Consider the following 25702-nt stretch of genomic DNA (forward strand, 5'->3'; position numbering starts at 1 on the left):
ATGAGGCAGTCGAGCACGCGGGTCCCCGCGTCAGCCTGGACGCTCGGGATCTTGAGCCTGGCGCCGTTCTACATAACCTCGGCCATCTACTGTTACGGCCCGCCGCAGCTCAACGACGTGGCCCTGCTGGCCCTCGGCGCCTGGTCGACCGCGATCCTGGCCTATCTCGGCGGCATCCGCGCCGGCCTGGAACTGGCCAGCGATCACCCGCCGCGCTGGTGGAGCATGTCGCTCTCGCTGCTGACCCCCATCGCCGGCTTCGGCCTGCTCTACGGTGCGCTGTCGCGCCGGTTCGATGCGGTCTGGGAGGTCTCGGGCTTCCTGCTGGCCTTCCTGCTGGTCTGGCTCTGGGACGTCCGCGACATCGAAGGCCCCGCCTGGCGCCCCCGCTACCGCACCCTGATCACCGCCGGCGCCGCCATCGCCCTGGCCTTCGCGCTGGAGCAGGCGCTGAGCATGTGACTGGGGACAGTTGCGGTCCGCTCAATCCCCCACCAGCGACGCCCAACCGATGGCGTGCACCTTGTCAGCGCCCAGCAGGGCCGCCAGCGGCCGGGCGGCGAACATCCCCGCAAACGCCACGTCCTTCACATTCAGCCCGCCCGCATAGGACCCGAACGCCGGCAGGATCACCCGGCCGCCGTCGGTCAGGAAACAGCGCCGCCGCACCCGCCCGCCGCGTCCGGCGATCTTCGCGGCCGGATGCAGATGGCCGGAGGCCTCGCCCGGCTGATGCCCCGCTCCGGGCTCGTGACGCAGGAGCAGCCCGCCCAGCGTCATCTCGTCGATGATCTCGCCGGGCAGGGCGCGCGGGCCGTCCGCGTCATGGTTGCCGACCACCCAGACCAGCCGCCGCCCGTCCGCCAGCGCCGCCAGCCGCGCCGCGTCATCCCGGGCCAGCCGGTCCTCCGCCGCACCGTCGTGGAAGCTGTCGCCGAGGAAGATCAGCACCGCCGGCGCGGTCGCCGCCACCTCCCGCTCCAGCCGGTCCAGCGTCTCGCGCGTGTCATAGGGCGGCAGCAGCTGGCCGCGCCGCGCATAGGCCGAGCCCTTCTCGAAATGCAGGTCGGCGACGATAAGGGCGCGGTGATCGGGCAGCCACATCGCGCCTGACGCCCGCAGCACGGTCGCCTCGCCGTTGATGGCCAGCGCCAGACCGCCACAGGGCGAGGCGGCGAAGGCGGGCGCGAAGGTAGCCGGCGCGTTCATCCCATCGCCTCCGCGATCAGCGCCTCGGCGGCCTCGGCCAGCATCATTTCGCTGGCCCCGCCCGGCGCGCGCTCGCGGCCCAGCTCCATGAACATCGGCACGGCGAACGGCGAGACGCGATCCAGCGCCATATGCCGGATGTGACCCCTGATGCGGCGAAGCATCTGCCCGACCCGCTCGATCTCCACCAGATTGGTCGCCGCGTCGGAGCGGGCGCAGCGCAGCAGCAGATGGTCCCGCTGATGCCGGCGCAGCACGTCGTAGATCAGGTCCGTCGAGAAGGTCACCTGCCGCCCGGACTTCTCCAGCCCGGGCATCCGCCGCTCGATCAGGCCGGAGATCAGCGCGCAGCCCTTGAAGGCGCGCTTCATCAGGAAGCTCTCGTCCAGCCAGGCCTCGAGATCGTCGCCCAGCATGTCCTCCTCGAACAGGGCGTCGAGGTCGATCTTGTCCATCGGCCGCAGCGACCAGATGGCCATTGAATAGTCATTGCAGACAAACCCCAGCGGTCCGATCCCGAGCCGGTCCAGCCGGCGGGTCAGCAGCATGGCCAGAGTCGTGTGCGCGTGGCGCCCGTCGAACGGATAGCAGGTCAGAAAGTGGCGCTTTCCCTCCGGAAACGTCTCGACCAGCATCTGGTCGGGGCGGGGCAGGGCGGAATGCAGCCGCTGCGCCTCCAGCCACTCGCGGACCTCGTCGGGAAAGACATGCCACTCTGCCTCGTTCGACATCATCCGCCGCACCTTGCCGGCCAGGAAGGTCGAGATGGCGAACTTGCTGCTGCCCCAGCTGGGCATCTTCGGGTCCACGTGCGGGGCGGGCGTGACCAGCACGTCGACGCCGGTGACCGCCTGCAGCCGCCAGACCTGCCCGCCGAAGATGAAGGTGTCGCCCGGCGACAGCATCTCCAGAAAGCCTTCCTCCATCTCGCCGAGTTTGCGTCCGGGCCGTCCGCCGCGCGCCGCCATCCGCACGCTCAGCATCGCCGGCGCGATGATCGCCCCGACGTTCATCCGGTGGCGGCGGACCGTGTCCGCGTCGCGGGCGGTCCACAGCCCGTCCTGGTTCTTCACGATCCGGCGAAAGCGGTCATAGGTCTTCAGCGCATAGCCGCCCGTCGAGACGAACTCTATCACCGCCTCGAAGTCTTCCCAGGACAGATCACGATAGGGGCCTGCGCCGCGCACCTCGTCGTAGAGGGTCAGCAGGTCGAACGGCTCCGAACAGGCGCAGCCCATGACGTGCTGGGCCAGCACGTCGAGCGCCCCGGTGCGCGCCGCTTCGCCATCCAGCGAGTTTTCCGCGATAGCCTCGATCGCCGCCTGGCATTCCAGCACCTCGAACCGGTTGGCCGGCACGAACAGCGCCTTTGACGGCTCGTCCAGCCGGTGGTTGGCCCGGCCGATCCGCTGGACCATCCGCGCGGCCCCCTTCGGCGCGGCCAGCTGGATCACCAGGTCCACGTCGCCCCAGTCGATGCCCAGATCGAGCGTCGAGGTGCAGACCACGGCCTTCAGCTCGCCGCGCGCCATGGCCGCCTCCACCTTGCGACGCTGCTCGGCCGCCAGGCTGCCGTGGTGCAGGGCGATCGGCAGGCTGTCGTCGTTGAGCTTCCACAGTTCCTGAAACGCGTACTCGGCCTGGAACCGCGTGTTGACGAAGATCAGCGTGGTGCGGTGCTGCTTGATGATCTCGTAGACGTCGCCCATCGCGTGCTGCGCCGTATGACCGGCCCAGGGGACGCGCCCCTCGGAAATAAGCACATCGACGACGGGAGGGGGGCCGGGCGGTCCCCGCACCAGCTCGACCGCGCCGGGCCGGGCGCCCAGCCAGTCGAGGATGATCTCCGGATCGTCGACCGTCGCCGACAGCCCGACCCGCCGCATCTTCGGCGCCAGCGCCTGCAGCCGCGACAGCCCCAGCGCCAGCAGATCGCCGCGCTTGGACGGCCAGAGGGTGTGGATCTCGTCGATGATCACGCAGCTGAGGTCCTCGAACAGCCCCTGCGCGCCCTCCCAGGCCAGCAGCAGCGCCAGCTGTTCGGGTGTCGTCAGCAGCATGTCCGGCGGCTTCAGCTTCTGCCGCTGCTTGCGCGAGACGCCGGTGTCGCCGGTGCGGGACTCAGCGACGATGTTCAGCCCCATCTCGTTGATGGGCGCCAGCAGGTTGCGCTCGACGTCGACAGCCAGCGCCTTCAGCGGCGACAGGTACAGCGTGTGGATCCCGCGCGGACCGTTGGGCGCCGGCCGCTCGCTGAGCTCGATCAGGCTGGGCAGGAAGCCGGCCAGCGTCTTGCCGCCGCCGGTCGGGGCGATCAGCAGCGCGTCGCGGCCCTGCCGGCCTTTCTCGATCATCGCCAGCTGATGCTCGCGCGCCGCCCAGCCACGGGAGGCGAACCAGTCGGCGAACCGGGACGGCAGGAGCGGTGACGTCATCGCGGGCAGGGAGGTCATTGTCTGCAACCCAACACCCCGGCGGCCCGGCGTCAATGTTCCCGGTCTGTTTCAGGGCGTCGTCCTTGACACCCGGGCTGGCCATCGGCGCAAATGCCGGCTGCAATCAGGGCGGGGACTTCATGCGTTTTCCATCGAGAATAGTCGCGCTGGCGATTCAGGCCGTCGTGCTCGCCGGACCGGTCCTGGCCGCGGCCAACACGCCGCCGGTCGCGCCACCCGCGCCGTCGCCAGCGGCGGCCGCCGACGACACCTGGACCGCCGCGGACGTCGCGGCGATGCAGGGCCGGGCCGCCGTCGGCAACGCCAGCTCCATGTACAGCCTGGGCCTGGCCTACGAGACCGGCGAGGGGATCGCCCGGGACCTCGCCAAGAGCGTGATGTGGTATCAGCGCGCCGCGAAGCTGGGGAACCGCGACGCAATGAACAACCTCGGCAACCTGTACTGCAACGGAACCGGCGTTCCGCTCGACTACGTCCAGGCGCTGCGCTGGTTCCGCAAGGCCGCGGACCTCGGCAATTTGATCGGCATGTACAACGTCGGCTACGTCTACGACCTGGGCCTTGGCGTTCCGATCAACGATGTCGAGGCGGTCAAATGGTACCGCAAGTCCGCCGAGGGCGGATACGAGCAGGCCATGGCGGCGATGGGCCAGATGTACGAGGACGGCGAGGGCGTCGAGCGCGATCGCGGAGCCGCCGCCTACTGGTACGGCCTGTTGGTCAACAGCGACAACGCCGAGCTCAGCAAGCGGGCAAAGGCCGGCCTGGCGCGGCTGCGCGCCCTGCCGGGGCTCAAGCCGACCGAGACCTGACCCCGCGCCCCGCCTTGACGCGTCGGGAAACCTCTTGTTCCACTGGGGCCGGGGATCGAGGGGGTTTCGATGCGGACACGGTGGATCGTACTGGCGGCGCTGGCGATGACGCTCGGGGCGACGCCGCTCCTCGCGGCGGAGGGCGGACGGCTGGACGATCGCGCCGGCGCGGCGGCCAGCGCCGCCGATGTCGCCGAACTCAGGCGCATCGCCAGCCGCGGCGACGTCGATGCAATGTACGAACTGGGCATGGTCTATCGCGACGGCGACGGCGCGCCCAAGGACCTGAAGGTCGCCTTCACCTGGTTCAAAAAGGCCGCCGCGCGCGGCAAGCCCGAGGCGATGAACGAGGTCGGCTGCGCCTATTCGCGCGGGCACGGCGTTCCCCGGAACTACACCGCCGCCCTGACCTGGTTCCGCAAGGCCGCCGCCGAGGGCGACATCATCGCCATGCTCAATGTCGGCGTCGCCTATGACATGGGCCAGGGCGTCCCGATCGACGACGCCGAGGCGGTCAAATGGTACCTGCTGTCGGCCCAGGGCGGCGACCCGACGGCGGCCCTCTATCTGGGCAGCATGTATGAGCGCGCCGAGGGCGTGCGGCTGGACTTCGAGGAGGCCGCCCGCTGGTACCGGAAGGCCGCCAAATCCGACGACGCCGAAGAACGCGCGGACGCCCAGGCCGGTCTCGACCGCGTCGGGGAGGGCGCCATGCCGATCGCTCCGGCAAGGGACGCGACCAGCCTGACGGCGACCTAGGCCCGTTCCGTTTTTGTTCAAATCCCGCTAGACCGGGTGGGTGAACGCGCCGACTCCCGCCCTTGAACTGGCTCCCGCCCTCGTCGTCCTGCCGGGCGCGCGGGCGGCTGTGGCGGACGGGGCAGGGGCGAAAGACCTGCGGCCGCCCTATGCGCGGGAGCTGATCGAGCATGGGCCGGTGCTGCTGGCCCACGCCGGCATGACGGCCCGGCGGCTGGGGATGAACACGCCGCCCCGGTCACGCGCGATCTTCGACGCCCTGGAGCTGTTCGCCTTCGTCCGGCCGGCGAAGTTCACCGCCCCCTCGGCGGCGGGCCTGGCCCAGGCGCTGGGTCTGGAGGAGCCGAAGGGCGCCCCGGCCCAGGCGACGGCGCTGCGCGAGATCTGCGGCCTGCTGCTGGCCGAACTGGCCGCCCGGCCGTGGCCCTCCCGCGAGGAGGCGCTGGCGCTGGCCGAGACGCTGGAACGCGCCGGCTGGGCCTGGGGCGTGGCCTGTATCGCCGCCCTGCGCGCCGGCGGCCCGATCGCGCGGCCCCATCGCGGCTCGGGTCTGGAGGTCTGGAGCCGCATTCCGGAGTGGGAAGACCAGGCCCCGCCGGGAGAGCCCGGCAGGCGCGCCATCGCGCCGGAGGACGCCGAACAACGGCTGACCGACCTGCTGCAGCGCGCCGGTCTCGACGAAGTCCGCACGCTGCAGAAGGTCTACGCCGCCGAGACGGCCTGGGCCTTTCAGCCGCGCGAGCGGGAGGGCGAGCCGCGCATGATGCTGGCTGAGGCGGGCACCGGCGTCGGCAAGACGCTCGGCTATCTGGCCCCGGCTTCTGTCTGGGCCGAGACCAATGGACCGTCCGTCTGGATCTCGACCTACACCCGCGCCCTGCAGCGGCAGATCGAGCGCGAGAGCGCGGCCATCTATCCCGATCCCGAGGTTCGCGCCCGCAAGGCAGTCGTGCGAAAAGGTCGCGAGAACTACCTGTGTTTGCTTAATTTTCACGAAGCTGTTCAAGCGGCGCAGCTGGGCAACGGCGACCTGATCGGACTGGGCCTCACCGCCCGCTGGGTGCGCGCCAGCCGCGACGGTGACATGACCGGCGGCGACTTCCCCGCCTGGCTGCCGACCCTGTTCGCGGTCGGCCTCGCCCAGGCGGCCAGCGCCGGCAATCTGGTCGACCGACGCGGCGAATGCGTCCACGCCGGCTGCGTCCACTACCGCGCCTGCTTCGTCGAGAAGGCGGTGCGGGGCAGCAAGCGCGCCGACCTGGTCATCGCAAACCACGCCCTGGTGATGACCCAGGCGGCCTTCGACGGCGCCCGCTCGGCGCGGGGGCTGAAGGGCGACAATGAGACCACCACCCTGCGCCGCATCGTCTTCGACGAGGGCCACCACCTGTTCGACGCCGCCGACAGCGCCTTCTCCACGGCGCTCAGCGGCGCGGAGTCGGCCGAGATGCGCCGCTGGATCCGCGGACCCGAGGGGCGGGGCCGTCGCGGGCGAGGGCTGGAGCAGCGGCTGCTGGAGATCGTCGGCGACCGCGAGGACGCGCGCCATGCGCTACAGGACGCGATCCGCGCCGCTGGCGCGCTGCCCGGCGAGGGCTGGTCCGGCCGCATCGCCCCGCCCGACGGCGGCGTGAACCCGCAGGGACCGGTCGAGGCCTTCCTTGTCGCAGCGATGGAGCAGATGCGCGCCCGCGCCTCCCAGAGCGACCAGGGCATGGAGTGCGCGGCCCGCCCCGCCACCGATCTCGTCCGCCAGACCGCCGCCGAGGCCGCCCGGGCGCTCGCCGCCGTCGAGGCGCCGCTGCTGGCCCTGGCCAGGCACCTGGAAGACGTGCTCGACCAGGAGTCCGACGAGCTCCAGACCAGCGACCGCGCGCGCATCGAAGGGGCCCTGCGCGGTCTCGACCGGCGCGCCCGCATGACCCTTCCGGCCTGGCGCTCGATGCTCAAGGCCATCGAGGAGGACGCCGAGGACGACCCCGACTTCGTCGACTGGTTCGACGCCACCTTCCTCTATGGCCGGGTGGTCGACGCCGCCTGCCGCCGCCACTGGGTCGATCCGACCGAGCCGCTGACCGCCGCTGTCATCGCCCCGGCGCACGGCATCCTGGTCACCAGCGCCACGCTTGCCGACTCGACGCTCGACGACCCGTTCGCCCTGGCTGAGATGCGCACCGGCGCCGCCCGCCTGCCGGACCGGCCCCAGACGCTGCGCCTGGCCTCGCCGTTCGACTACGCCGCCAACAGCCGGGCCTTCGTGGTCACCGATGTCGGCAAGGATGATCCGCGCCAGGTGTCGGCCGCCATGCGCGAGTTGTTCCTCGCCGCCGGGGGCGGGGGCCTTGGCCTGTTCACCGCCATCCGCCGGCTCAAGGCCGTGCACGAGCGCATCGCCGCGCCGCTGGCCGACAAGGGCCTGGCCCTCTACGCCCAGCACGTCGATCCGCTGGAGGCCGGCGCCCTGGTCGACATCTTCCGCGCCGAGGAGAACGCCTGCCTGCTGGGCACTGACGCGGTGCGCGACGGCATCGACGTGCCGGGCCGCTCTCTACGCCTCTTGGTATTCGACCGCGTGCCCTGGCCGCGCCCCGACATCCTGCACAAGGCCCGTCGCGTGCGCTTCGGCGGCAAGGGCTACGACGACGGCCTCGCGAGAGCCCGCATCGCCCAGGCATTCGGCCGCCTGATCCGCAGGGCCGACGACAAGGGGGTGTTCGTTATGCTGGACGCCGCGGCGCCCACCCGGCTGTTCAGCAGCCTGCCGGAAGGGGTGGAGATCCAGCGCATGGGCCTGGTCGAGGTGATCGAGGCGACGACTGAATTTTTGAAGACGGAGTAGGGCTCGGCAAAGGCCCGCAAAATGTCCGCGCGGAAATCGCTCATCGAGGGGCCGCTGTGCGGCGCGGCGCCCATTTCCGATTCCGACCCAATGCGGAAGTTGGCGACGCCACAGGCTGACGGTTGCATCTGACTCTGGCTGACGTTCGGAAAGTCCCCAGTTGGCGCTTGAGCCGACGTCCGCCAAGGATCAGCCAAGCGCCCCCAATCCCGTCTGACACGCTAGATGGACACTTGAGCGCCAAGCTCCACGACCCTCGACGGCGGGACCCGGAAGTAGTCGGCGGCGCGTTCCGCGTTGCGAAGGAGATACGCGAACAGGCGGTCCTGAACCTGGGCCAGTCCAGAGCGGGGACGTAGGACCAGGCTGCGGCGGCTGACGAAGAAGGACGTGCTCATGATGTCGAACTTCAGACCCCTGGCGCGGGCCAGGGCCAGCCCTGCCATGATGTCCGGCGTCTCCATGTAGCCGAACGTCAGCGTCAGGCCGATGAAGCCGGGTGCGAGGTCGGTCACATCCACCCGCTCGGCTTCGGGGACGCGAGGGCGTTTCACGGTCCTGACCGTCAGCAACACAACGCGCTCGTGAAGCACCTGATTGTGCTTGAGGTTGTGCATGAGAGAGTTGGGGACCTTACCCGGCTCGGCTGCGAGGAAGATCGCCGTGCCCCTGGCGCGCATTGGAGGCCGGTCCTTGAGCATCCGGGCCACGTCCGCGACGTCCAGGTCGCTCTGCTCGGCCTGCGCCAGACGGGCCCGTCCCCGGGTCCATGTCCACATCACGAAGATAATGGCCGCCGCAAGAAGCAGCGGCACGTAGCCGCCATGCGCCACCTTCATCAGATTGGCGACGAGGAAGCTCGCCTCGATGACCAGGAACGGCGAAAAGACGAGCAGCGACACAAGGATCGAGCGCTTCCTGAGCCGGTGGATGGCGACGACGGCCAGGATCGATGAGGTAATCATCGCTCCGACCACCGAGACGCCATACGCGTTGGCCAGTGCGCTTGACGAACCGAAGCCCAGCACCAGGGCGACGACGCCCAGCAGCAGGATCCAGTTGATCTGCGGCGCATAGATCTGGCCCGCGTGATGCTCGGAGGTGGGCTTGAGGGTCAGGCGTGGCAGGAGCCCCAGCTGGACAGCCTGCTGGGTGAGCGAGAAGGCGCCCGAGATCACCGCCTGGCTGGCGATGACAGTTGCGGCCGTGGCGAGCCCCACGAGGGGCAGCTGGAACCAGTCCGGCGCCAGCAGGAAGAAGGGGCTCTCCGCGGCTTCGGCATGCCCCAGAACAAGCGCGCCCTGGCCCAGGTAATTCAGCGTCAGGCAGGGGAAGACCAGGCTGAGCCACACAAGGTTGATCGGCTTCCGGCCGAAATGGCCCATGTCGGCGTAGAGCGCCTCTGCGCCGGTGACGGTCAGGAAGACCGAACCCATGATGATGGCGGCGAGACCAGGGTGGCGCTGAAGGACCGCCAGGCCCTGAAGGGGATTGAAGGCGGAGAGGACTTGAGGAGCGTCCACGATGGCGCGGGCGCCGAGGACCGCAATCACGAGGAACCAGATGACGCAGACGGGGCCGAACCATCGGCCCACGCCCCCGGTACCGCGTCGTTGCACGGCGAAGAGCCCGACGATGATGGCAAGTGAAATCGGGACGATGAACGGCTCGATCCGGCCCTCCAGTCCGTGGATCACCCCCAGGCCCTCGACCGCTGAGAGCACCGAAATGGCCGGCGTCAGCATGGCGTCGCCGAGGAAGAGGCCCGCTCCCAGCATGCCGATCATGAGGACAAGACCTGCACCTCGCCCGCCGGCCCGCTGGACGAGGGCCATGAGGGACAGCGTGCCGCCTTCGCCGCGGTTGTCGAACCGCATGAGTATGAAGACGTACTTGACGGTGACGATAACCATCAGGGCCCAGAACATCAGCGAGACAACGCCGATGATGTCAGCGCCAGCGAGCGCGCCGGCAGGTCCGCGCAGGTGCGAGATGGACTCCTTGAAGGCGTAGAGCGGGCTGGTCCCGATGTCGCCGTAGACGACGCCGGCGGAGCCGAGAGCGAGCGCCAGGAAGCGCTTTAGGTTCGGCGCCTGAACCGGCGCCTCGTCGTCGTTGGTCGCGGAGTTGTTGGTCGCGGACATGCAGCACCCAGTCTGAACAGGGCCGGCTTGTCGCGTGGGCGCACATAAAGATCCCATGTGGTTGTAGGGCAGAGTGCGGGTTGGCGCTTGCGCTGGAGCCCCGCAGGGCGATCCTAGGACCATGCTATCCATTCGGCCGAACCCACTCCTGAGCCATGCCGCCGCTGTCTTGTCCGTCGCGCTCGCAACAGTGGCGGCCCTGGGCATCGAGCGGGTCGCAAGCGTGCCGAACCTGTCGCTGCTGTTCGTGTTGCCGGTCGTGGTCTGCGCCATCCGCTACGGGGCGGCGTCCGCCCTGAGCGCAGCAGTGCTGGGCGTGCTGGCCTGCAACTTCTACCTCATCGAGCCGCGCTTCACCTTGAGGGTCGCCGAAGCCTCGAACGTTCTGGCCCTCGTCCTTCTGCTGATGGTGGCGCTCGCGGTGAGCACGGTGACCGCGCAGGCCCGACGCAGGACGCTTGAAGCCCTCGAGGCCGCCGAGCGGGCGGCGGCCGTGCGGGAGCTGGCTCGCGAGCTGATCGCCGAGCGCGATTCCCGGGCCCTGGCTGCCCGCGCCACTGAAGCTCTGGCGAAGATATTCAGGGCGCCGGCCTGTGTGCTGCTTGCGGATGGCGATGCGTTGCAGGTGAGCACGTCCGATGGATCGTCCCTGAGCGACGCTGACCTGGACGCAGCCCGACTCGCCATGGCTTCAGGTCTGGCGACACGAGGCGGAGCCTACCCGGTGGGCGAGGCGAGCTTTGACTTCTGGCCGCTAAAGACCCCGTTACGGCGTCACGCCGTCGTTGGCGTGACAATCTCCGGGGATGAGGCCGGTCGCCCCGCCGAGCCCGAAAAACTGGTCGAGACGGTGCTGGGGTACCTCGCCGTGGCGCTCGACCGCGAGGCCTATGCCGCTAAGGCGCTGGCCGGAGAGGTCGCGGTCGCGGAAGAACGGCTGAAGACCGATCTCTTGGCCGCCGTCAGCCATGACCTGAAGACGCCGCTGTCGACGATTCTGTTCACGCTGGAGAGCCTCACACGGTTCGACCATGAGGCGCAGGCCCGCAGTGATCTGCTCGCCGGCGCCGCGGTCGAGGCGTCGCGCCTGTCGGGCATGGTCGACAACCTGCTGGACATGAACCGCATCGAGGCCGGCGCGGTCAGCGTGCGGCTGGAAGCCTGCGACGCCGCCGACTTGGTTCAGGCGGCGCTTCTTCGGAGCGGCGTGACGGCGACCAACGCCGCGGCGTCAGGAGTCGTGCTGCGGGTCGATCCGACCCTGTTCGAGACTGCCCTGTCCAACGTGCTCGGCAACGCAATGAAGTACGCTGGCGGCAGCGAGATCGTAGTGGCGGTCGGCGCCTCGGACGGGCTGGGCTGGGTCGAAGTGGCCGACCACGGGCCGGGCTTCGGCGGCGATGCCGAACCGCTCTTCGAAAAGTTCGCCCGGGGTCAGGCCGGAGACGGACGCCCCCCGGGCACGGGCCTCGGACTGGCGCTGGCCCGCGCCTTCTTGCGGGCGATGCAGGGTGATGTGACAGCGTGCGATCGTGACAGCGGCGGCGCGATCGTCCGACTTACGGCGCCACTCGCTTGAGTGATCCGGCGACCATACTGGTGATCGAAGACGACGCCCATCTGAACGGCGCGCTGACAGCGACTCTGAAGGCAGCCGGCTATCGCCCCGTACCGGCGAACACGGCTGCGGAGGGCCTCCGCTGGTTCAAGCACTATTCGCCTGACGTCGTGCTGCTGGACCTGGGTTTGCCTGACCAGGATGGCCTGTCGGTGATCCGTGCGCTGCGGGCAGAGGGGACGACCCCAATCGTCGTGCTTTCAGCGCGCGACGCGGAAGCTGCAAAGGTCGAGGCCCTGGATCTTGGCGCCGACGACTACGTGAGCAAGCCGTTCGGCGTTGACGAACTGCTGGCGAGACTAAGGGCCGCACTGCGGCACGGCGTTCAGGTGCGCGGCGCTCCGCCTGTCATTACGGCTGGGGAGCTGGTCATCGACATGGGAAGGCGGGAGGTCGTGCGGGCCGGCAGGGCGGTGTCGCTGTCGCCTAAGGAATACGACCTCCTCAGCGAACTCGCCCTCAGGCTAGATCAGCCAGTGCGGCACGCCGACTTGCTCCGTGCCGTCTGGGGCAGCGAAACGGCCGACATACAGTACCTCAGGGTTTATGTCGGTCAGCTACGCCAGAAGCTTGGGTATGAAACCGTCCAGTCCGTTCCAGGCGTTGGCTACCGCTTGTTGGCCTGAGCGCGACGCAGAATTTCGCCCCGGCTGACGTGTCAAACCCGAGAGTTGGTAGATCCAATTGCGGGGGCCGAGGGATTGACCGCTCCCTGCGCGCCGCAGCCATCTGGCGGCGACCGCCGCAAAGTCCGCTCACCACCCGTAGCGGACCTTCAGCAATTCCGCTTCCGAGCTCCGGCACAACCCGCCCTTCTGCCTTGGCGGAGCAGTGCGCGAGCGGGCGTCTTGCTCAAGGACCGCTTCGCGGCCGCGCAGCGGTGACCCCGAAGAGGTCGTCCTTGACCAGGGCGACCGCTCGCGCTCCCATTCCATCAAGGCTTTGGGGCGAGTGTCATCAGGTCCTTCTCTCCCCCGTTCATCCTTGCAGAGGCGAGAAAGGACGGGGCGATCTCCGATCATCCACAAGTCACCCCCGTCCGGACTCCCCGCCGTCTTATTCCTGCAACGCCTGTCCGCTAGAGGCGTTGCGGCGGGGCTTGAGTGGCGTAACGGAGGCGCGCGTGATGAGTGATATCCCCGGGGAACCCCGATCCTTCCAGCCGGGCCGGCTTCCCGCCTCCACGCTCGCACGGCAGGTCCGCTGGCATGTCGGGCTGTCGCAGCAGGCGTTCGCCGCCACCTTTCGCATCGATCCCGAGCGCCTCGGCTGGATCGAGCGCGGCGAGGTCGATCCCGATCCTGCGCTCGAGGCCTATCTGCGGGTCATCGACCGCGACCCGGCGCTGGTGTTGGCGGCGCTGACCCAGCGGCGGTAAGCCGTCCTCGCTAGTCCCGATAGAACGACGCCTGCACGCTGGTCGCCAGCAGCACGCCGTCCTGCGACCACAGGCTGGCTTCCTGGTCGGCGAAACCGCGGTTGAAGACCCTGGAGTCCGCGACGCCGAGGATCGGCTGCGCCCCGTTGGCGGCCAGCGTCTCGGCGTCGGTGTGGAAGTAGGTCGTCAGGGTGATGGTGCCCATCGGCCCGCGCACGCCGCGCACCTGGATGATGCGGACGATGAAGGCGTCGCTGAGGGCGGCCAGCGACAGGAAGTCGAGCGTCCGCTCCGGCAGGTCGCTCAGCCAGCAGACCGTGCGGGCGTTGCCCAGACCCGCCTCGGGCGGGGCGCCGAACTGCGGTGCGCCCTCGACAAAGCGGAAGACGTAGCGCTGCAGCCAGCCGAGCCTCCCGCCCAGATCAACCGGCGCGACCTCGGCCGCCGGGGGCGCGGCGGGCATGACGCCGGGCCGGTGCTCCCAGGTCTCGGTGCGCAGGGCGCAGACCACCGAGGCCGTGGCGGCGACCTTTCCGTTCTGCACCAGGTCGACGGTCCAGTGCTGCACCGTGCGGCCCGTGCGCTTCTCGATCCAGCTGACCTCGAATTCGCCGTCGGCGATCGCGCCGGTGAAGTTGACCGTCAGGGCGATCGGGTCGCCGATACAGGCCGGATCCTCCAGCACCGCCCGCAGCAGCGTCGCCGCCGTCGCCCCGCCGAACGGCCCGGCCATGTTGGCATAGGCCGGATGGGTCCGACCCGTCGCCCGCCGCTCGCCGGCAGGCGTCAGGGTGGTGGCCTCGTCGAGGGGATGGAGCGTGGTCATGGCGTTTCAGTCTGCGTCGATGCGGATAACGCCCATTCCCTACAGGCGACGCCGGGTCAGGCAAGGATAGTTTTTAAAAAGGATGCGCAAGGCCGGCGGGAATCCCCCGGCGACCACACTGGACGCCGTCGCCCGCCGCCCTAGCTGCCTTGTCGGGAGAGGGGCTGAAGGCGAGGTGGTCATGCGCACGGCTGTACTGACGATCCTGATGCTGCTCGGCGCGGCCACGGCGGCGTCCGCCTGGTCGCCCACGGCCGAGGCGGTGGCGACCGTGGCGACCGGCAAGCCCTGGGTGTCGGTCACCGTCGACCCCGCGAGCGAGGCGGCGATCATTCACGCGGCGATCGACATTCCCGCGCCGCCGCAGAAGGTCTGGACGGCGATGATCGACTGCCGCAACGCCGCGCGAATGGTCGCCAACGTCACTCGCTGCCAGATCCTGTCGCAGGGGCCGGGCTGGGATGTGCGCGAGCATGTGACACGGGGCGGGCCGCTGATCCCCTCGATCCGCAACGTCTTCCGCTCGGACTACGAGCCGTACCGTCGCATCCGGTTCCATCGGGTCGAGGGAGACCTGCGCACCATGGAGGGCGCCTGGGGCCTGATCGCGCTGAACGGAGGCCGGGCCACGCGCGTGACCTACGAGAACCGGCTTTCGGTCCGCATCTTCGCGCCGCCGGCCCTGATCCGCGCCGGCCTGCGCAAGGACACGCCGAAGGTGCTGGAAAACCTGCGCCGCATCGTGTCGGGCGACTGACACGAAGGAGTCGCGCGCCTGTCGCAAACGCAGACTAGCGACGCTCCAGCAAGGATCGCCCGTCCCTGACCGATGGCGGGCGCGACCGGCCGGAGGACCCATGATCCGTCTGTACGCCTGCGCCGCCCTGGCCGCCGCCGCCCTCACCACGTCCGCCCTTGCCGCAGAACAGCCCTGGGTCACTGTCACGCTCGATCCGGACGGCGAGGCCGCGCTGATCAACGCCGCCATCGATATCCCGGCCCCGGCCGAACGGGTCTGGGCCGCGATGACCGACTGCAAGGCCACGCGGGTAATGATCAAGAGCCTGATCCAGTGCCGCGTCGTGCGCACCGGCGCGGGCTGGGACATCCGTGAGCATGTCACGCGCAGCGGACCCCTCTGGCCGGGCTTCCGCTACATCTTTCGGTCGGACTACGACGCCGGCCGCCGCATCCGCTTCCGCAAGATCGACGGCAACGTGAAGACGCTCGAGGGAGAGTGGACGCTCTCGCCGCGCGACGAGGGCCGGACCACGCGCGTGACGTACCAGACCCGGATGGCCGCCACGATCTTCGCGCCGCCGATGCTCATCCGCGCCGGCCTTCGCCGCGATACGCCACGCGTGCTCGAGGCGCTGAAGCGGCTGTCGACAGAGGGTTAGTGCTTCCCGCGATCCCGGCCGAAGTTCGGTTCGGCGCTTTCCTGGCCGAGCGCGATGACGCCCCGGCGGATGGCGCGGGTGCGGGTGAACAGGTCGTGCAGCTTGTCGGCCTCGCCCCAGCGGATCGCCCGGCTCAGCGCCTGCAGGTCCTCGGTGAACCGGCCCAGCACCTCCAGCACCGCATCCTTGTTGGCGACGAAGATGTCGCGCCACATGGTCGGGTCGCTGGCGGCGATGCGGGTGAAGTCGCGGAAGCCGCCGGCTGAGTACTTCATCACCTCGCCCTCGGTGACCCCTTCGAGGTCCGAGGCGGTGCCGACGATGTTGTAGGCGATCAGGTGGGGCAGGTGGCTGGTGATGGCCAGCACCAGGTCATGGTGCGCGGCGTCCATCACCTCGACCTGGGCGCCGATGCCGCGCCAGAAGGCCGACAGCTTCGCCACCGCCTCGGCATAGGCCGCGTCCTCGCTGGGCAGCGGGGTCAGGATGGTCCAGCGGCCGTCGAACAGTTCGGCGAAGCCGGCGTCGGGGCCGGAATACTCGGTGCCGGCGATCGGGTGGCCGGGGATCACATGCACGCCGGCCGGAGCGTGGCTGGCGAGCGCCTCGGCGACGCTGCCCTTCACCGACCCGACGTCGCTGACGATCGCGCCGGGCTTCAGGTGACCCGCGGCGGAGGCCATGGCCTCGCCGATGGCCAGCACGGGCGTGGCGAAGATCACCAGGTCGGCGGCTTCCACCGCCGCGCCGATGTCGGCGGTGACAGCGTCGGCCAGGCCGAGGGCCGCTACGCGTTCACGCACATGGTCGGACGGATCGGCGACGACGATCCTGCCGACGACGCCCTTCTCGCGGGCCACACGGGCGATCGACGAGCCGATCAGGCCGCAGCCGACGATGGTCAGTTGATCAAACAGCTGGCCGGGCATCAGCGGGTCCTTCGAGACGCGATCCTGAGGGATCGCTCCTCAGGATGACGAATTTCGTGCACGCCACCCACCGTCGTCATGGTGAGGAGCCAGCCTTGAGCGAGCGTCTCGAACCACGCAATCATGGTCATGCCCTCCCCATGAACGCGGCGAGGGCGTCGACGACGGCGCGGTTGTGCTCTTCCAGGCCGATGGTGATGCGCAGGTGGTTCGGCAGGCCGTAGTTGCTCACTCCGCGCGTCAGATAGCCCTTCGCGGCGAGGAAGGCCTCGGCCTCCACGGCCGTCTTGCCCGGGGTGGTCGGGAACCCGGCCAGCACGAAGTTCGCCGCCGAGGGCGCGATGTCGAGGCCGAGCCCCGACAGTTGCTGGGTCAGCCAGGGCCGCCAGGTCTCGACCAGGTCGATCGACCGCTGCCTGAAGTCCTCGTCGCCCAGCGCCGCGACGGCGGCCAGCTGAGCCGGGATGTTGACGTTGAACGGCAGGCGGATGCGGTCGATGGCGGCGGTCATCTCGGCCGGCAGATAGGCCCAGCCCACGCGCAGGGCGGCCAGGCCGTAGATCTTGGAGAAGGTCCGGGTGACGGCGATGTTGCGCTCGTGCCGGGCCAGTTCGAAGTCCTCGCGCTCGCCCTCGCCGGTCTGGAACTCGGCATAGGCCCCGTCCAGCACCAGCACCACCGACGGCGGCAGGGCCTCGTGCAGGCGGCGGATCTCGCTGAACGGGATCCAGGTGCCGGTCGGGTTGGCCGGGTTGGCGACGAACACCAGCCGGGTGCGCTCATCGACCTGGGCCAGCAGGGCGTCGACGTCGACGTGCAGATCCTTCTCCGGCGCGTTGCGGATCTCCGCGCCGCAGGCGCGGGCGCCGATGGCCCAGGCGGCGAAGCCGTGCTCGGGCTGGACCATATTGTCGCCCGGCTCGAGGTAGGTCTGGCAGAGCAGCTGGAACACCTCGTCCGAGCCGCAGCCGAACAGCAGCCGCTCCGGCTCCAGGCCGTACTGCGCGGCGATGCCCTCGCGCAGGATGGTGGTGCGGGGATCGGGGTACAGGTTCAGCTTGCCGGCGGCCTCGGCGTAGGCCGCCTGGGCCTTGGGCGAGGAACCGAGAATGTTCTCGTTGGCCGACAGCTTGATCGGATGCGCGATCCCCTCGGCGGTCGCCTTGCCGGGCTTGTAGGCCACGATGTCGAGGATGCCCGGCTTGGGCGTGGGGCGGTCGGCTTTGAAGCGGTCGGTCGGCAGCGGGGTCATCTGAGGAGGTCCAGTTCAGGAACCGGCCTCATACAGGAGGACCGGCTAAAGGTCGAAGGGTTCGGGAGCTGCGCCGATGACGCCATGCAGCCGCCCCGGCGCGCGGGCCAGCCTGGCGTCATCGTGCTGATAATAGCCCGCCAGCGCATAGAGGGTCAGGCCGCCGTGCTGCGCCAGCGGACCGCCAGCGACGCCGTCGCGGCTCAGGGCCTCGATGGTCTTGCCGATATCGGGGGCGTCGGTGACCCACAGGGTCTGGTCGGCGCCGGACGGGCCAACCTCGACCTGGGCGATCGCCAGGGCGGCCGTCGGGCCCCAGACCGTCAGGCAGGGCAGGGTGGCGAACACCTTCAGCGTCGGCTCGGCCAGCATCCGGCCCCACCAGCCGGAGTCCGGCGTCAGGGCCAGCACGCCGACGCCGCCCGGCGTCTTGGCCGCGGCGATCGCGTCCTCGGGCTTGCCGGCCATGGACAGTTTCGGCGCCGCGCCGAACCGCAGCCGTGCGAGTTCGACGGCGCGAGCCTCGAGCTTGCCGCCCCAGACCGACAGGTGGAACGGCCCCTGCTGGCTCAGGCTGTCGCCGATCAGTTCGCGCCAGATGCGGACCACCAGCGCCGGGCTGGCCGCCGGGTCGCGGGCCGCCAGCAGCCGTCGCATGATCTGGGCTTCGCGGACGGGGCGCAGACCGAACTTGCCGCCGTCCCCGGCCGCCGCCTTGGCCTTCGCCACGGCCTTGGCCAGCGCCGCCCGCTCGCCGACGAGCGCCAGCATCTCGGCGTCCAGGACGTCGAGCCGGGCGCGGATGGCGTCCAGAGTCAGCGGAGGCGTGGGGGCGTCGTCGCCCATAAATCTTCCCCGAAGCGAGCTAGCGGACCTATGGCATTGCGGCGAAGGGGGCAATACCCGTCGCGCCGGGGAAGAAAATTCCCGCGCCCGGCGCCTAGAACACCCGCGGCGCCGGACCCAGATCGAGCGGCCCGAACCGCGCCCGGCCGTCCTTCAGGTCCACCGGCCCGCCGAAACCCTGCTCGCTCCCGTCAGCATCCTTGAGCGTGGCGTCCAGCGTTCCGCTCAGCCGGCCATCCAGCCCGACCCGAAGCGGCCCGCCCTGACCGGTCAGCAGGGCGTCGCCGCCACGCAGCTCGGCCCCGCGTACGGACAGCACGCCGCCGCCGTCGCGCCAGCTGCGCACCGCGTTCGGCCAGTTGGAGCCCTTGAAGGCGCTCATCTTCGACAGCACCAGGTCCCAGCTCATGGACACCGGCCGGTCCTGGGCGACGCGCGCCGGCAGACCCTGCAGTCTCAGCTTTGCGCCCTCGACCTTGAACAGCACGCCGCCCTGATCCTCCGGGCCCGGTCGCAGATGCAGCTCCAGCCGCTTCGCCGACCGGATCATATAGTCCGGCGCGCCGGGTGCGGTGTCGAAGGCCAGGTCGACGCCTTCCACCGACAGGCGCGGCGGCTTTGCATTGATCCCGGCAAGGCTGGCGCGCAGGGCGCGCGCCCGCACACTGACCGGCCCGCCTTCGGGGCGGGTCAGGGTCACGCCCTCTGGCGCAACCAGCACCCAGTGGTCGAGCCGGTAGATCCAGGCTTCGGTCTTCAGGAGCGGCATGGCGATGGCCCAGCCGGACGGCTCGGCGATACGGGCGCCGGTCAGGGTCACATCCAGCCGGAACGGATAGCCGGTGACGGTCCGCGACTCCCAGGCGACGGGGTAGCCCTGCGCCCGCAGCTGTGCGGCCGCCGCGTCCATCCGCGCCACGGCCTGGCTGCGCAGAGTCACCCAGGCCAGACTCCAGCCGACCACCAGCAGCAAAGCCATGGCCCACGGCAGAAAAAGTCCCAGCCGGCGGGACTTTCGGGCGGGCGGGCTATCGGGCAGGGTCATGGGCGAGGGCGCTTTGCAGGATAGTCGAATGGACGGCGCGGGTCAGGACCGCTGGGTGTTCGGATATGGATCGCTCATGTGGCGTCCCGGGTTCCCGTTCATAGACCGGCGGCGTGCAACCCTCCACGGGCGGCGAAGGGCCTTCTGCATATATTCGGTGCATCATCGGGGGACGCCGAAGCGACCGGGGCTGGTGCTGGGCCTCGCGCCCGGCGGCTCGACGCGCGGCGTGGCCTACCGGGTGGCCGCCGCCGACTGGCAGGAGACCTTCGCCTATCTGCTGGAACGTGAGCAGCCGACCGAGACCTACGTCGAGGCGTGGCGCGCGGTGCGTATCGACGGCGCGGCCCCCGCCAGCGCGCTGGTGTTCCTCTCCGATCCGACCCATGCCCAGTGGGCGGGAGACCTGACCCTCGAACGCCAGGCCGAACTGATCGACGGCGCGACCGGCCTCTCCGGCCGCAACATCGACTACCTCCGCGACCTGGTCACCCACCTGCGCGAGGAAGGCGTCCACGACCGCTGCATGGAGCAGCTACTGGAGAGGGTCGAGGCGATGGAGGCCGCGTCAGGCGGACTCTAGCTCGCCCGCTTCCAGGTCTGGGTCTGGCAGAGGGGGGCGACGACGCAGCCCTTGAGCTTCAGGGTGCCGGCGTCGACCAGGTCGATGGTTCCCTGATAGGTGCCGCCGTCCTGCGGCCGATAGATCGCGCCGCCGGTCCAGCGCGACGGGCCGCCGCTGAAGCCGGTCATCAGCACCAGGCCCTTGAGCGGCCGGTTGCGCAGCGCCGGGTCCTTGTTGGCGCTGTCCTTCAGGCCGGGATTGGCGCGGATCTGTGCCGAGGTGACGATCCGGCCGCACAGCTTTGCGCCGCACTGGAAGATCTCGATCTGGCCGTTGTCGTCGGGAGTCTTCCAGACGCCGATCGGGCTTGCCTCTCCGGCGGCATGGGTCGGGGCGGCGCCAGCGGCCAGCGTCAGGGCGGCGGCGAGGGCGAGGAGGGGCCGGGGCAGGGTCATGTAGAATCTCCGGTCGGTCAGCGGTTTGTCAGAGGCCTTCGGCGATCAGGGCGTTGGAGGCCGCTTCGATGCGGGTCTCCATCTCGCGCATGAACTCGCCGCGCTTGAGGCCCGGCGGGATCGCGGGCAGGAATTCGAACACGATGGTGCCCGGATAACGCAGCACGCCGTGCGCGGGCCAGTGGACGCCGGTGTTCAGCGCCATCGGCGTCACCGGCATGTTCAGGTCGCGATAGAGGGCGGCGATGCCTGGCTTGTAGTCCGGCTCGGCGCCGGGCGCCTTGCGCGTGCCCTCGGCGAAGATCACCAGCTGGCGGGCGTCCTTGAAGCGGTCGCGGGCGTCGGCGACCAGCTTGCGCAGGGCGCTGGCGTGGCCGTCGCGATCAACCACGATCATCCCGCCCTTCCGCGCGTACCAGCCGAGGAACGGGATCACCATCAGCTCCTTCTTGGTCACGAAGCAGGCGTCCGGCAGGAAGGCGAAGGCGCCGAAGATGTCGAACATGCACTGGTGCTTGGCGGCGATCAGCACCGCGCCCTTCGGCAGGTGCTCGCGCCCGCGCACCTCCACCCGGATGTTGCAGATCACGCGCAGCAGCAGGGTCGTGCCCGCGCCGTACCAGGTGAGGACGTGCGTCACCCACCGCCGCGGCGCCAGGAACAGCGGGATCATCAGCAGGGCGACGAGGGTCGAGTAGAGATAGTAGGCGACGGTAAAGGTCAGCGACCGGACCAGAATCAAGGCTTCGTCCCCTTCGCGTCGGCCGCGTCCGCCGGCGTTTCCTTTTCAGCGCCCAGACCGGCGACGCTCTCGCGGGCCAGGATCGCCAGATACTTGCAGTATTCGATGGCCAGACGTCGCGCGTCGCCGCTGCGCCGCCACCAGCGCCGCACATCGACCGGCGGGGTGACCACCGGATAGGGGGTCAGCTTCGCGTCGGGCATCGCCCTGCGGATCAGCAGCATGGCGCGCGGAATGTGATAGTCGGAGGTCACCACGATCAGATCGTCATAGCCCTTGCCTTCGGCCCACTCGGCGATCTCGCCGGCGTTGCCGATGGTGTCGGCGGCCGAGTAGCCGAGGTCGACGCAGCAATCGTAGACCGGCTTGACCGCCCCGGTGACCGCCAGAACGTCGGCGCGGCTGGCCTCCTTGTTGACGCCCGAGATCAGCAGCCGCTTGCCCTTGCCGCGCTCGAGCAGCCGCACGGCGGCCTCCAGCCGCAGGTCCGAGGCGCCGGTCAGGGCGACGACGGCGTCCGCCACGGCCGGCTCCGTCGCCGGGGTCATGCGCTCGACCCGCTGGGCGAACGCGACCAGACCGACGGCCCAGATCAGGGCCAGGATCAGCAGGGCGGCAAACACGCGTCTCACGCCAGTTCTCCAATCAGGCCCCGGGCGGCGACCCGGGCGGCCACCGCGGCGACCAGCGCCGCCAGCAGCGGCGTCGGCGCCACCGCGAGCAGATCAATCCAGGCCACGGGCAGCACAGGCGTCAGACCCTGACCCCCGCCCGCGAGTCTGGCCAGAGCGCCGATGATGGCCGCGCCAACGGCTCCGAACAAGCCCGCCAGGGCGGCAGCCTGCGCGAACCGTGTCTGGAAAAGGCGCACGACGAACGCCGGCTGGGCGCCGGACAGGTGCAGGACCTCGATCGTCTCGCGATGGGCGGCCATGGCGGCGCGGGTCGCGAAGGCGATCACCGCTCCGGCCGCCGAGGCGATCAGCAGGAACATCGCCAGCGCCGACCAGCGCGCGACGCCGGCGCCGCGCTCGATATCGGCGATCCACAGGCTGTGGTCGTCGACGGTCGCGTCGATGCCGGCGGCCTTGAGCGCCCTGTCGAGATCGGCCGCCCGGGCGGGCGCCTCGGGGTCGAGATCGACGGCGACCAGCCGGGGGATGGGCAGATCGTTCAGCTCCAGCGCCTCACGGCCGAGCCAGGGCTCGAGCAGCGCCTCGGCCTTTTCCTTCTCCATGGCGCGGGCTTCCGAGACACCCTTCACACCGGCCAGCGTCTCCGCCGCCCGCCCGGCGGCGGCGTCGGGCGTCTCCGAGCCCTGGGCGCGCACCACCACGGTCGCCGAGCCGGTCAGCTGACCGGTCCAGCCCTGGGCGGCCCGGTTGGCGGCCAGCGCGCCGAGCGCGGTCAGGCAGGCGAGGAAACAGAGCACCGCAACGACGAACACCAGCGATCCGTCGCGCGGGTCCTTGCGCGGCAGCAGCGGCGCAGGTCGCCAGCGATTGACGTCGAACAGCTCGCTCATGCGCCCGGCTCCTGGCGCACATTGCGGCCGAAGGCGCGCAGCCGGCCCTTGTCCAGATGCAGCACGGGCTGGCCGGAACGGGCCACCAGATCCTCGTCATGGCTGGCGATCAGCACGGTTGTGCCCAGCCGGTTCAGTTCGACGAACAGTTTGAGGATCCGCAGAGCATGGGCGTCGTCGACATTCCCCGTGGGCTCGTCGGCCAGCAGGATGTCGGGCCGGTTGACCACCGCGCGGGCGATCGCCAGCCGCTGCTTCTCGCCGCCCGACAGGGTCGGGGGCAGGGCGTGCATACGGTTCTTCAGCCCTACCCAGGCCAGCAGTTCGGCGACGTCGGCGCGGTAGCTCTCCGGCCGGCCGCCCTCGATCCTCAGCGGCAGGGCGACGTTGTCGAACGCGGTCAGGTGGTCGAGCAGCCGGAACTCCTGGAACACCACCCCGATACGCCGGCGCAGGAACGGCCGGTCGGCCAGGGCCACCGCCTCAACGTCCCGGCCGAACATTTCGATGGTTCCGCGCGACGGCCGCTCGGCCAGGTAGATCAGCTTCAGCAGGCTGCTCTTGCCGGCGCCGGACGGCCCGGTGAGGAAGTGGAACGAGCCGGGCGCCAGGTCGAAATTGACGTCGCGCAGCACCTCGGCCGCGCGGCCATAGCGCATGCCCACGCCGTCAAAGCGCAGGATGGGGCCGGCGGGGGATTCACCGGTCGATGCGGCGTCTCGGTTTCTGGACATGGGAGCCGAAATCGGCGACCTCAATGGAGGAGCGGGAGCGTCCGATTCGCCGGCATGATACTGACCTGTCCAGAGTGCGCTACCCGCTATTTCGTCCCCGACGACAAGGTCGGACCTGACGGACGAACGGTAAAGTGCTCGTCCTGCGGAAACCGCTGGACCGCCCACGGCGAACCCGCCCTGGAGCTGTTCGTCGACGCCGACGAGGGCGCGACCGTCCGCACGCCCGCCGACCCCGTTCTCGAGGAACAGCCGGTCAGCGCCCTGCCGGGCGAGGAGCTGCCGAAAGTCTTCCGCCAGAAGGCCGATACCGACCGCCGCGTGCGCGAGGCGGTGACCACGGGCGTGGTCTGGGCCGGTATGGCGGTGGCCATGGTCGCGCTGGTCGCCTCGGCGGTGATCTTCCGCGTCAATGTGGTCAAGCTCTGGCCGGGCAGCGCGGCGGCCTACGCCGGGGTCGGCCTACCGGTGAACCGGCTGGGCCTGACGATCGAGAACATCCGCGCCGAAGCGGCGCTTGAGGACGGTCACGCGGCCCTGTCGGTGACCGGGATCATCCGCAATGTCGAGGACAAGCCGGCCGCCGCGCCGCCGCTGCGCGTCACCCTGATCAACAAGGCCGGCAAGGTGGTGGCGGTGAAGCTTGCCGCCCCGGCCGATCCGCTGATCCCGCCCGGCGGCGTGCGCCATTTCGTCGTCAGCCTGCTCGACCCGCCGACCACGGCCGCTGATCTCGAGGTGGCCTTCGATCTCGAGCATCGCGTTCCGGCGCCGGCGCACGGCGAGACGCCCCAGACCAAGCGGCTGGAGCTGCGCGGCTCGACCGAAGCGGCGCCCCCGGCCGCGGCCGCGGCGGTCGACGCCCACCCGCTGCCCGAGGCCTCGCCCTACGCCCTGCCCAAGGAAGGCCACTGATGAGCGACCAGCCCGCCGTCCTGATCTCCGAGGCGGAGGTCGCCGAGCGCGTCGCCGCCATCGCAGCGCAGATCGCGCCGCGGATCGACGACGAGACGGTGATGGTCTGTCTGCTGACGGGCGGCATCTGGTTCGCCGCCGACCTGACCCGCGCCCTGGCCCGGCTGGGCCGCCATGTGCACTTCGACGCCCTCTGGCTGTCGTCCTATCGTGACGAGCGCCACAGCTACGGCCGATGCGAGGTCCGCGCCGACCTGCAGCGCCCGGTGCTCGGCCGAAAGGCGCTGATCGTCGACGACGTGTTCGACACCGGCCTGTCGCTCAGCGAGGCCGCCCGCCTGGTCAAGGATGCCGGCGCCGCCGAGGTCCTGACCGCCGTCTTCGCCAGCAAGCCCTGGCCGACCGAGCGCGCGATCAAGGTCGACTTCGTCGCCTGGGAAGCCCCGGCCCGGTTCCTCGTCGGCTACGGCATGGACGTGGCGGGCACGATGCGCGGCCTGCCGTACATCGGGGCGATGGACTGAGCCTGCACTCCGCTCACCCCTCCCACTGAAACACCTCCTCCACGCCCACGCCGAACACCCGCGAAATGCGGAAGGCCGCCTCGAGCGAGGGCGAGTACTTGCCCTGCTCGATGGCGACGATGGTCTGGCGGGTCATGCCGATGGCGTCGGCGAGCGCCTGCTGGGTCATCTCGCCGTGGTCGAAGCGCAGGCGGCGGATGGTGTTGCGGATCGGCGGCGGGCCGGCCATCTCAGGCGCCCCGGCGGTAGCCGAAGACGACGCTGGCCGCGCGAAGGGTCTCGGCGATCACCATGGCCGCCAGGATGCCATTGGCCATGACCAGCGGGCTCAGGCCTAGCAACCAGAACGACGACACGCCCACCAGCAGCACATTCAGCATGTGAAAACCGACGCGCGCGCCCTTCAGATCGATCAATTGTTCCCGCTCGTCCATCGGAGCATCGGCTGCCTTGCCGGCGAAGATGGCGATCACGGCGGCCAGCACGATCTGGACGATCACCAGCAGCACCAGAGTGCCGACGAACATGCCGAAGGTGTCGACATACAGCTTGCCGTCCTGGGCGTCGGGCCAGATCCTCCAGAAGTAGGCCCCCCAGATGATCGGCGTGGCGATCAGCGAGATCCAGGCGCTGCGTTCACGAAAAGACATGACAGGTTTCTCCGACGCGATGTCTGATAAAGCGGTCTCGATGTAAAAAATAGCAGACATTAAGTCCAGTATTATTTCC

At 69.9% G+C, this 25702-nt stretch carries 27 protein-coding genes; 12 read left to right on the top strand and 15 right to left on the bottom strand.

The annotated features are described in order from the left end of the window. Positions 1–462 carry a DUF3429 domain-containing protein gene (locus AC3WJT_RS09510; RefSeq protein ID WP_492342868.1) on the top strand — a complete coding sequence of 154 codons (462 nt, stop codon included), beginning with the start codon at positions 1–3 and terminating at the stop codon, positions 460–462. Positions 463–483: 21 nt separating this feature from the next. Here AC3WJT_RS09510 and pdeM read toward each other — a convergent pair whose 3' ends face one another. Further along, positions 484–1209: a ligase-associated DNA damage response endonuclease PdeM gene (pdeM, locus tag AC3WJT_RS09515; RefSeq protein ID WP_492342869.1), complete on the bottom strand. Its 726-nt coding sequence runs from the start codon at positions 1207–1209 to the stop codon at positions 484–486. After that, positions 1206–3644, bottom strand: coding sequence for a ligase-associated DNA damage response DEXH box helicase (locus AC3WJT_RS09520; protein ID WP_492342870.1), 2439 nt, complete (start codon positions 3642–3644; stop codon positions 1206–1208). Before AC3WJT_RS09520 ends, pdeM begins: the two co-directional genes overlap by 4 nt. Before the next feature lie 140 nt (positions 3645–3784). Here AC3WJT_RS09520 and AC3WJT_RS09525 point away from each other — a divergent pair, with 140 nt between their 5' ends. The 3 genes from AC3WJT_RS09525 (at position 3785) to AC3WJT_RS09535 (ending at position 8075) form a co-directional block, all read left to right on the top strand. Then, a complete protein-coding gene (locus AC3WJT_RS09525; RefSeq protein ID WP_492342871.1) occupies positions 3785–4477 on the top strand; it encodes a tetratricopeptide repeat protein in 693 nt (230 codons plus the stop codon). 69 nt (positions 4478–4546) lie between these two features. After that, the gene (locus tag AC3WJT_RS09530; protein WP_492342872.1) at positions 4547–5236 is read left to right on the top strand and encodes a tetratricopeptide repeat protein; all 690 of its coding nucleotides are present in this window, start codon (positions 4547–4549) and stop codon (positions 5234–5236) included. A 40-nt stretch (positions 5237–5276) separates the two neighbouring features. After that, a complete protein-coding gene (locus tag AC3WJT_RS09535) occupies positions 5277–8075 on the top strand; it encodes an ATP-dependent DNA helicase (RefSeq protein WP_492342873.1) in 2799 nt (932 codons plus the stop codon). A gap of 221 nt (positions 8076–8296) precedes the next feature. Here the strand turns inward: AC3WJT_RS09535 and AC3WJT_RS09540 are convergent, their stop codons facing one another. After that, positions 8297–10219, bottom strand: coding sequence for a potassium transporter Kup (locus AC3WJT_RS09540; protein WP_492342874.1), 1923 nt, complete (start codon positions 10217–10219; stop codon positions 8297–8299). A gap of 169 nt (positions 10220–10388) precedes the next feature. On the opposite strand from AC3WJT_RS09540, the gene AC3WJT_RS09545 reads away from it, so the two are divergent. From AC3WJT_RS09545 to AC3WJT_RS09555, 3 genes are all read left to right on the top strand, one after another. Further along, positions 10389–11798, top strand: coding sequence for a DUF4118 domain-containing protein (locus AC3WJT_RS09545; protein WP_492342875.1), 1410 nt, complete (start codon positions 10389–10391; stop codon positions 11796–11798). A 20-nt stretch (positions 11799–11818) separates the two neighbouring features. Continuing rightward, positions 11819–12463, top strand: coding sequence for a response regulator transcription factor (locus AC3WJT_RS09550; protein ID WP_492342876.1), 645 nt, complete (start codon positions 11819–11821; stop codon positions 12461–12463). Between the two features lie 500 nt (positions 12464–12963). Continuing rightward, positions 12964–13215 (top strand): hypothetical protein, encoded by a 252-nt coding sequence (locus tag AC3WJT_RS09555; protein WP_492342877.1) that lies wholly within the window; start codon positions 12964–12966, stop codon positions 13213–13215. Positions 13216–13225: 10 nt separating this feature from the next. Here AC3WJT_RS09555 and AC3WJT_RS09560 read toward each other — a convergent pair whose 3' ends face one another. After that, positions 13226–14041, bottom strand: a complete 816-nt coding sequence (locus tag AC3WJT_RS09560) for an acyl-CoA thioesterase (protein ID WP_492342878.1) — start codon at positions 14039–14041, stop codon at positions 13226–13228. 181 nt (positions 14042–14222) lie between these two features. Between AC3WJT_RS09560 and AC3WJT_RS09565 the strand changes: the two genes are divergently transcribed. Continuing rightward, a complete protein-coding gene (locus tag AC3WJT_RS09565; protein WP_492342879.1) occupies positions 14223–14798 on the top strand; it encodes an SRPBCC family protein in 576 nt (191 codons plus the stop codon). Positions 14799–14898: 100 nt separating this feature from the next. After that, a complete protein-coding gene (locus tag AC3WJT_RS09570) occupies positions 14899–15441 on the top strand; it encodes an SRPBCC family protein (protein ID WP_492342880.1) in 543 nt (180 codons plus the stop codon). Here the strand turns inward: AC3WJT_RS09570 and AC3WJT_RS09575 are convergent. The 4 genes from AC3WJT_RS09575 to AC3WJT_RS09590 all read right to left on the bottom strand — a co-directional run bounded on the left by AC3WJT_RS09575 (position 15438) and on the right by AC3WJT_RS09590 (position 19513). After that, positions 15438–16370 (bottom strand): prephenate/arogenate dehydrogenase family protein, encoded by a 933-nt coding sequence (locus AC3WJT_RS09575; RefSeq protein ID WP_492342881.1) that lies wholly within the window; start codon positions 16368–16370, stop codon positions 15438–15440. The genes AC3WJT_RS09570 and AC3WJT_RS09575 overlap by 4 nt on opposite strands. 127 nt (positions 16371–16497) lie before the next feature. Continuing rightward, the gene (hisC, locus tag AC3WJT_RS09580; RefSeq protein ID WP_492342882.1) at positions 16498–17622 is read right to left on the bottom strand and encodes a histidinol-phosphate transaminase; all 1125 of its coding nucleotides are present in this window, start codon (positions 17620–17622) and stop codon (positions 16498–16500) included. Positions 17623–17667: 45 nt separating this feature from the next. Beyond that, complete coding sequence (locus AC3WJT_RS09585; RefSeq protein WP_492342883.1) at positions 17668–18468, bottom strand: chorismate mutase; 801 nt, start codon at positions 18466–18468, stop codon at positions 17668–17670. 94 nt (positions 18469–18562) lie between these two features. Then, positions 18563–19513, bottom strand: coding sequence for a DUF2125 domain-containing protein (locus AC3WJT_RS09590; RefSeq protein ID WP_492342884.1), 951 nt, complete (start codon positions 19511–19513; stop codon positions 18563–18565). A 28-nt stretch (positions 19514–19541) separates the two neighbouring features. On the opposite strand from AC3WJT_RS09590, the gene AC3WJT_RS09595 reads away from it, so the two are divergent. Next, positions 19542–20096, top strand: a complete 555-nt coding sequence (locus tag AC3WJT_RS09595) for a gamma-glutamylcyclotransferase (protein ID WP_492342885.1) — start codon at positions 19542–19544, stop codon at positions 20094–20096. Here the strand turns inward: AC3WJT_RS09595 and AC3WJT_RS09600 are convergent. From AC3WJT_RS09600 to ftsE, 5 genes are read right to left on the bottom strand one after another with little or no spacing between them, the layout of a single operon-like run. Then, positions 20093–20533 carry a DUF2147 domain-containing protein gene (locus tag AC3WJT_RS09600; protein ID WP_492342886.1) on the bottom strand — a complete coding sequence of 147 codons (441 nt, stop codon included), beginning with the start codon at positions 20531–20533 and terminating at the stop codon, positions 20093–20095. The two genes, AC3WJT_RS09595 and AC3WJT_RS09600, sit on opposite strands and share 4 nt — an antisense overlap. Positions 20534–20561: 28 nt before the next feature. Continuing rightward, positions 20562–21275, bottom strand: a complete 714-nt coding sequence (locus AC3WJT_RS09605) for a lysophospholipid acyltransferase family protein (RefSeq protein WP_492342887.1) — start codon at positions 21273–21275, stop codon at positions 20562–20564. Continuing rightward, positions 21272–21907, bottom strand: coding sequence for a YdcF family protein (locus AC3WJT_RS09610; protein WP_492342888.1), 636 nt, complete (start codon positions 21905–21907; stop codon positions 21272–21274). Before AC3WJT_RS09610 ends, AC3WJT_RS09605 begins: the two co-directional genes overlap by 4 nt. Beyond that, positions 21904–22800: a cell division protein FtsX gene (locus AC3WJT_RS09615; RefSeq protein WP_492342889.1), complete on the bottom strand. Its 897-nt coding sequence runs from the start codon at positions 22798–22800 to the stop codon at positions 21904–21906. The genes AC3WJT_RS09610 and AC3WJT_RS09615 overlap by 4 nt, the downstream gene beginning before the upstream one ends. After that, positions 22797–23534, bottom strand: a complete 738-nt coding sequence (gene ftsE, locus AC3WJT_RS09620; RefSeq protein WP_492342890.1) for a cell division ATP-binding protein FtsE — start codon at positions 23532–23534, stop codon at positions 22797–22799. The genes AC3WJT_RS09615 and ftsE overlap by 4 nt, the downstream gene beginning before the upstream one ends. Before the next feature lie 54 nt (positions 23535–23588). Here ftsE and AC3WJT_RS09625 point away from each other — a divergent pair, with 54 nt between their 5' ends. Continuing rightward, positions 23589–24449, top strand: coding sequence for a DUF3426 domain-containing protein (locus tag AC3WJT_RS09625; protein WP_492342891.1), 861 nt, complete (start codon positions 23589–23591; stop codon positions 24447–24449). Next, on the top strand, positions 24449–24973 hold the full coding sequence (locus AC3WJT_RS09630; RefSeq protein WP_492342892.1) for a phosphoribosyltransferase: 525 nt from the start codon (positions 24449–24451) through the stop codon (positions 24971–24973). The genes AC3WJT_RS09625 and AC3WJT_RS09630 overlap by 1 nt, the downstream gene beginning before the upstream one ends. A gap of 13 nt (positions 24974–24986) precedes the next feature. Here AC3WJT_RS09630 and AC3WJT_RS09635 read toward each other — a convergent pair whose 3' ends face one another. After that, the gene (locus AC3WJT_RS09635; protein WP_492342893.1) at positions 24987–25202 is read right to left on the bottom strand and encodes a helix-turn-helix transcriptional regulator; all 216 of its coding nucleotides are present in this window, start codon (positions 25200–25202) and stop codon (positions 24987–24989) included. 1 nt (position 25203) lies between these two features. Then, positions 25204–25623: a hypothetical protein gene (locus AC3WJT_RS09640; protein WP_492342894.1), complete on the bottom strand. Its 420-nt coding sequence runs from the start codon at positions 25621–25623 to the stop codon at positions 25204–25206. Positions 25624–25702 lie beyond the last annotated feature (79 nt).

The organism is Caulobacter sp. FW305-C-30-S16 (assembly GCF_058783025.1).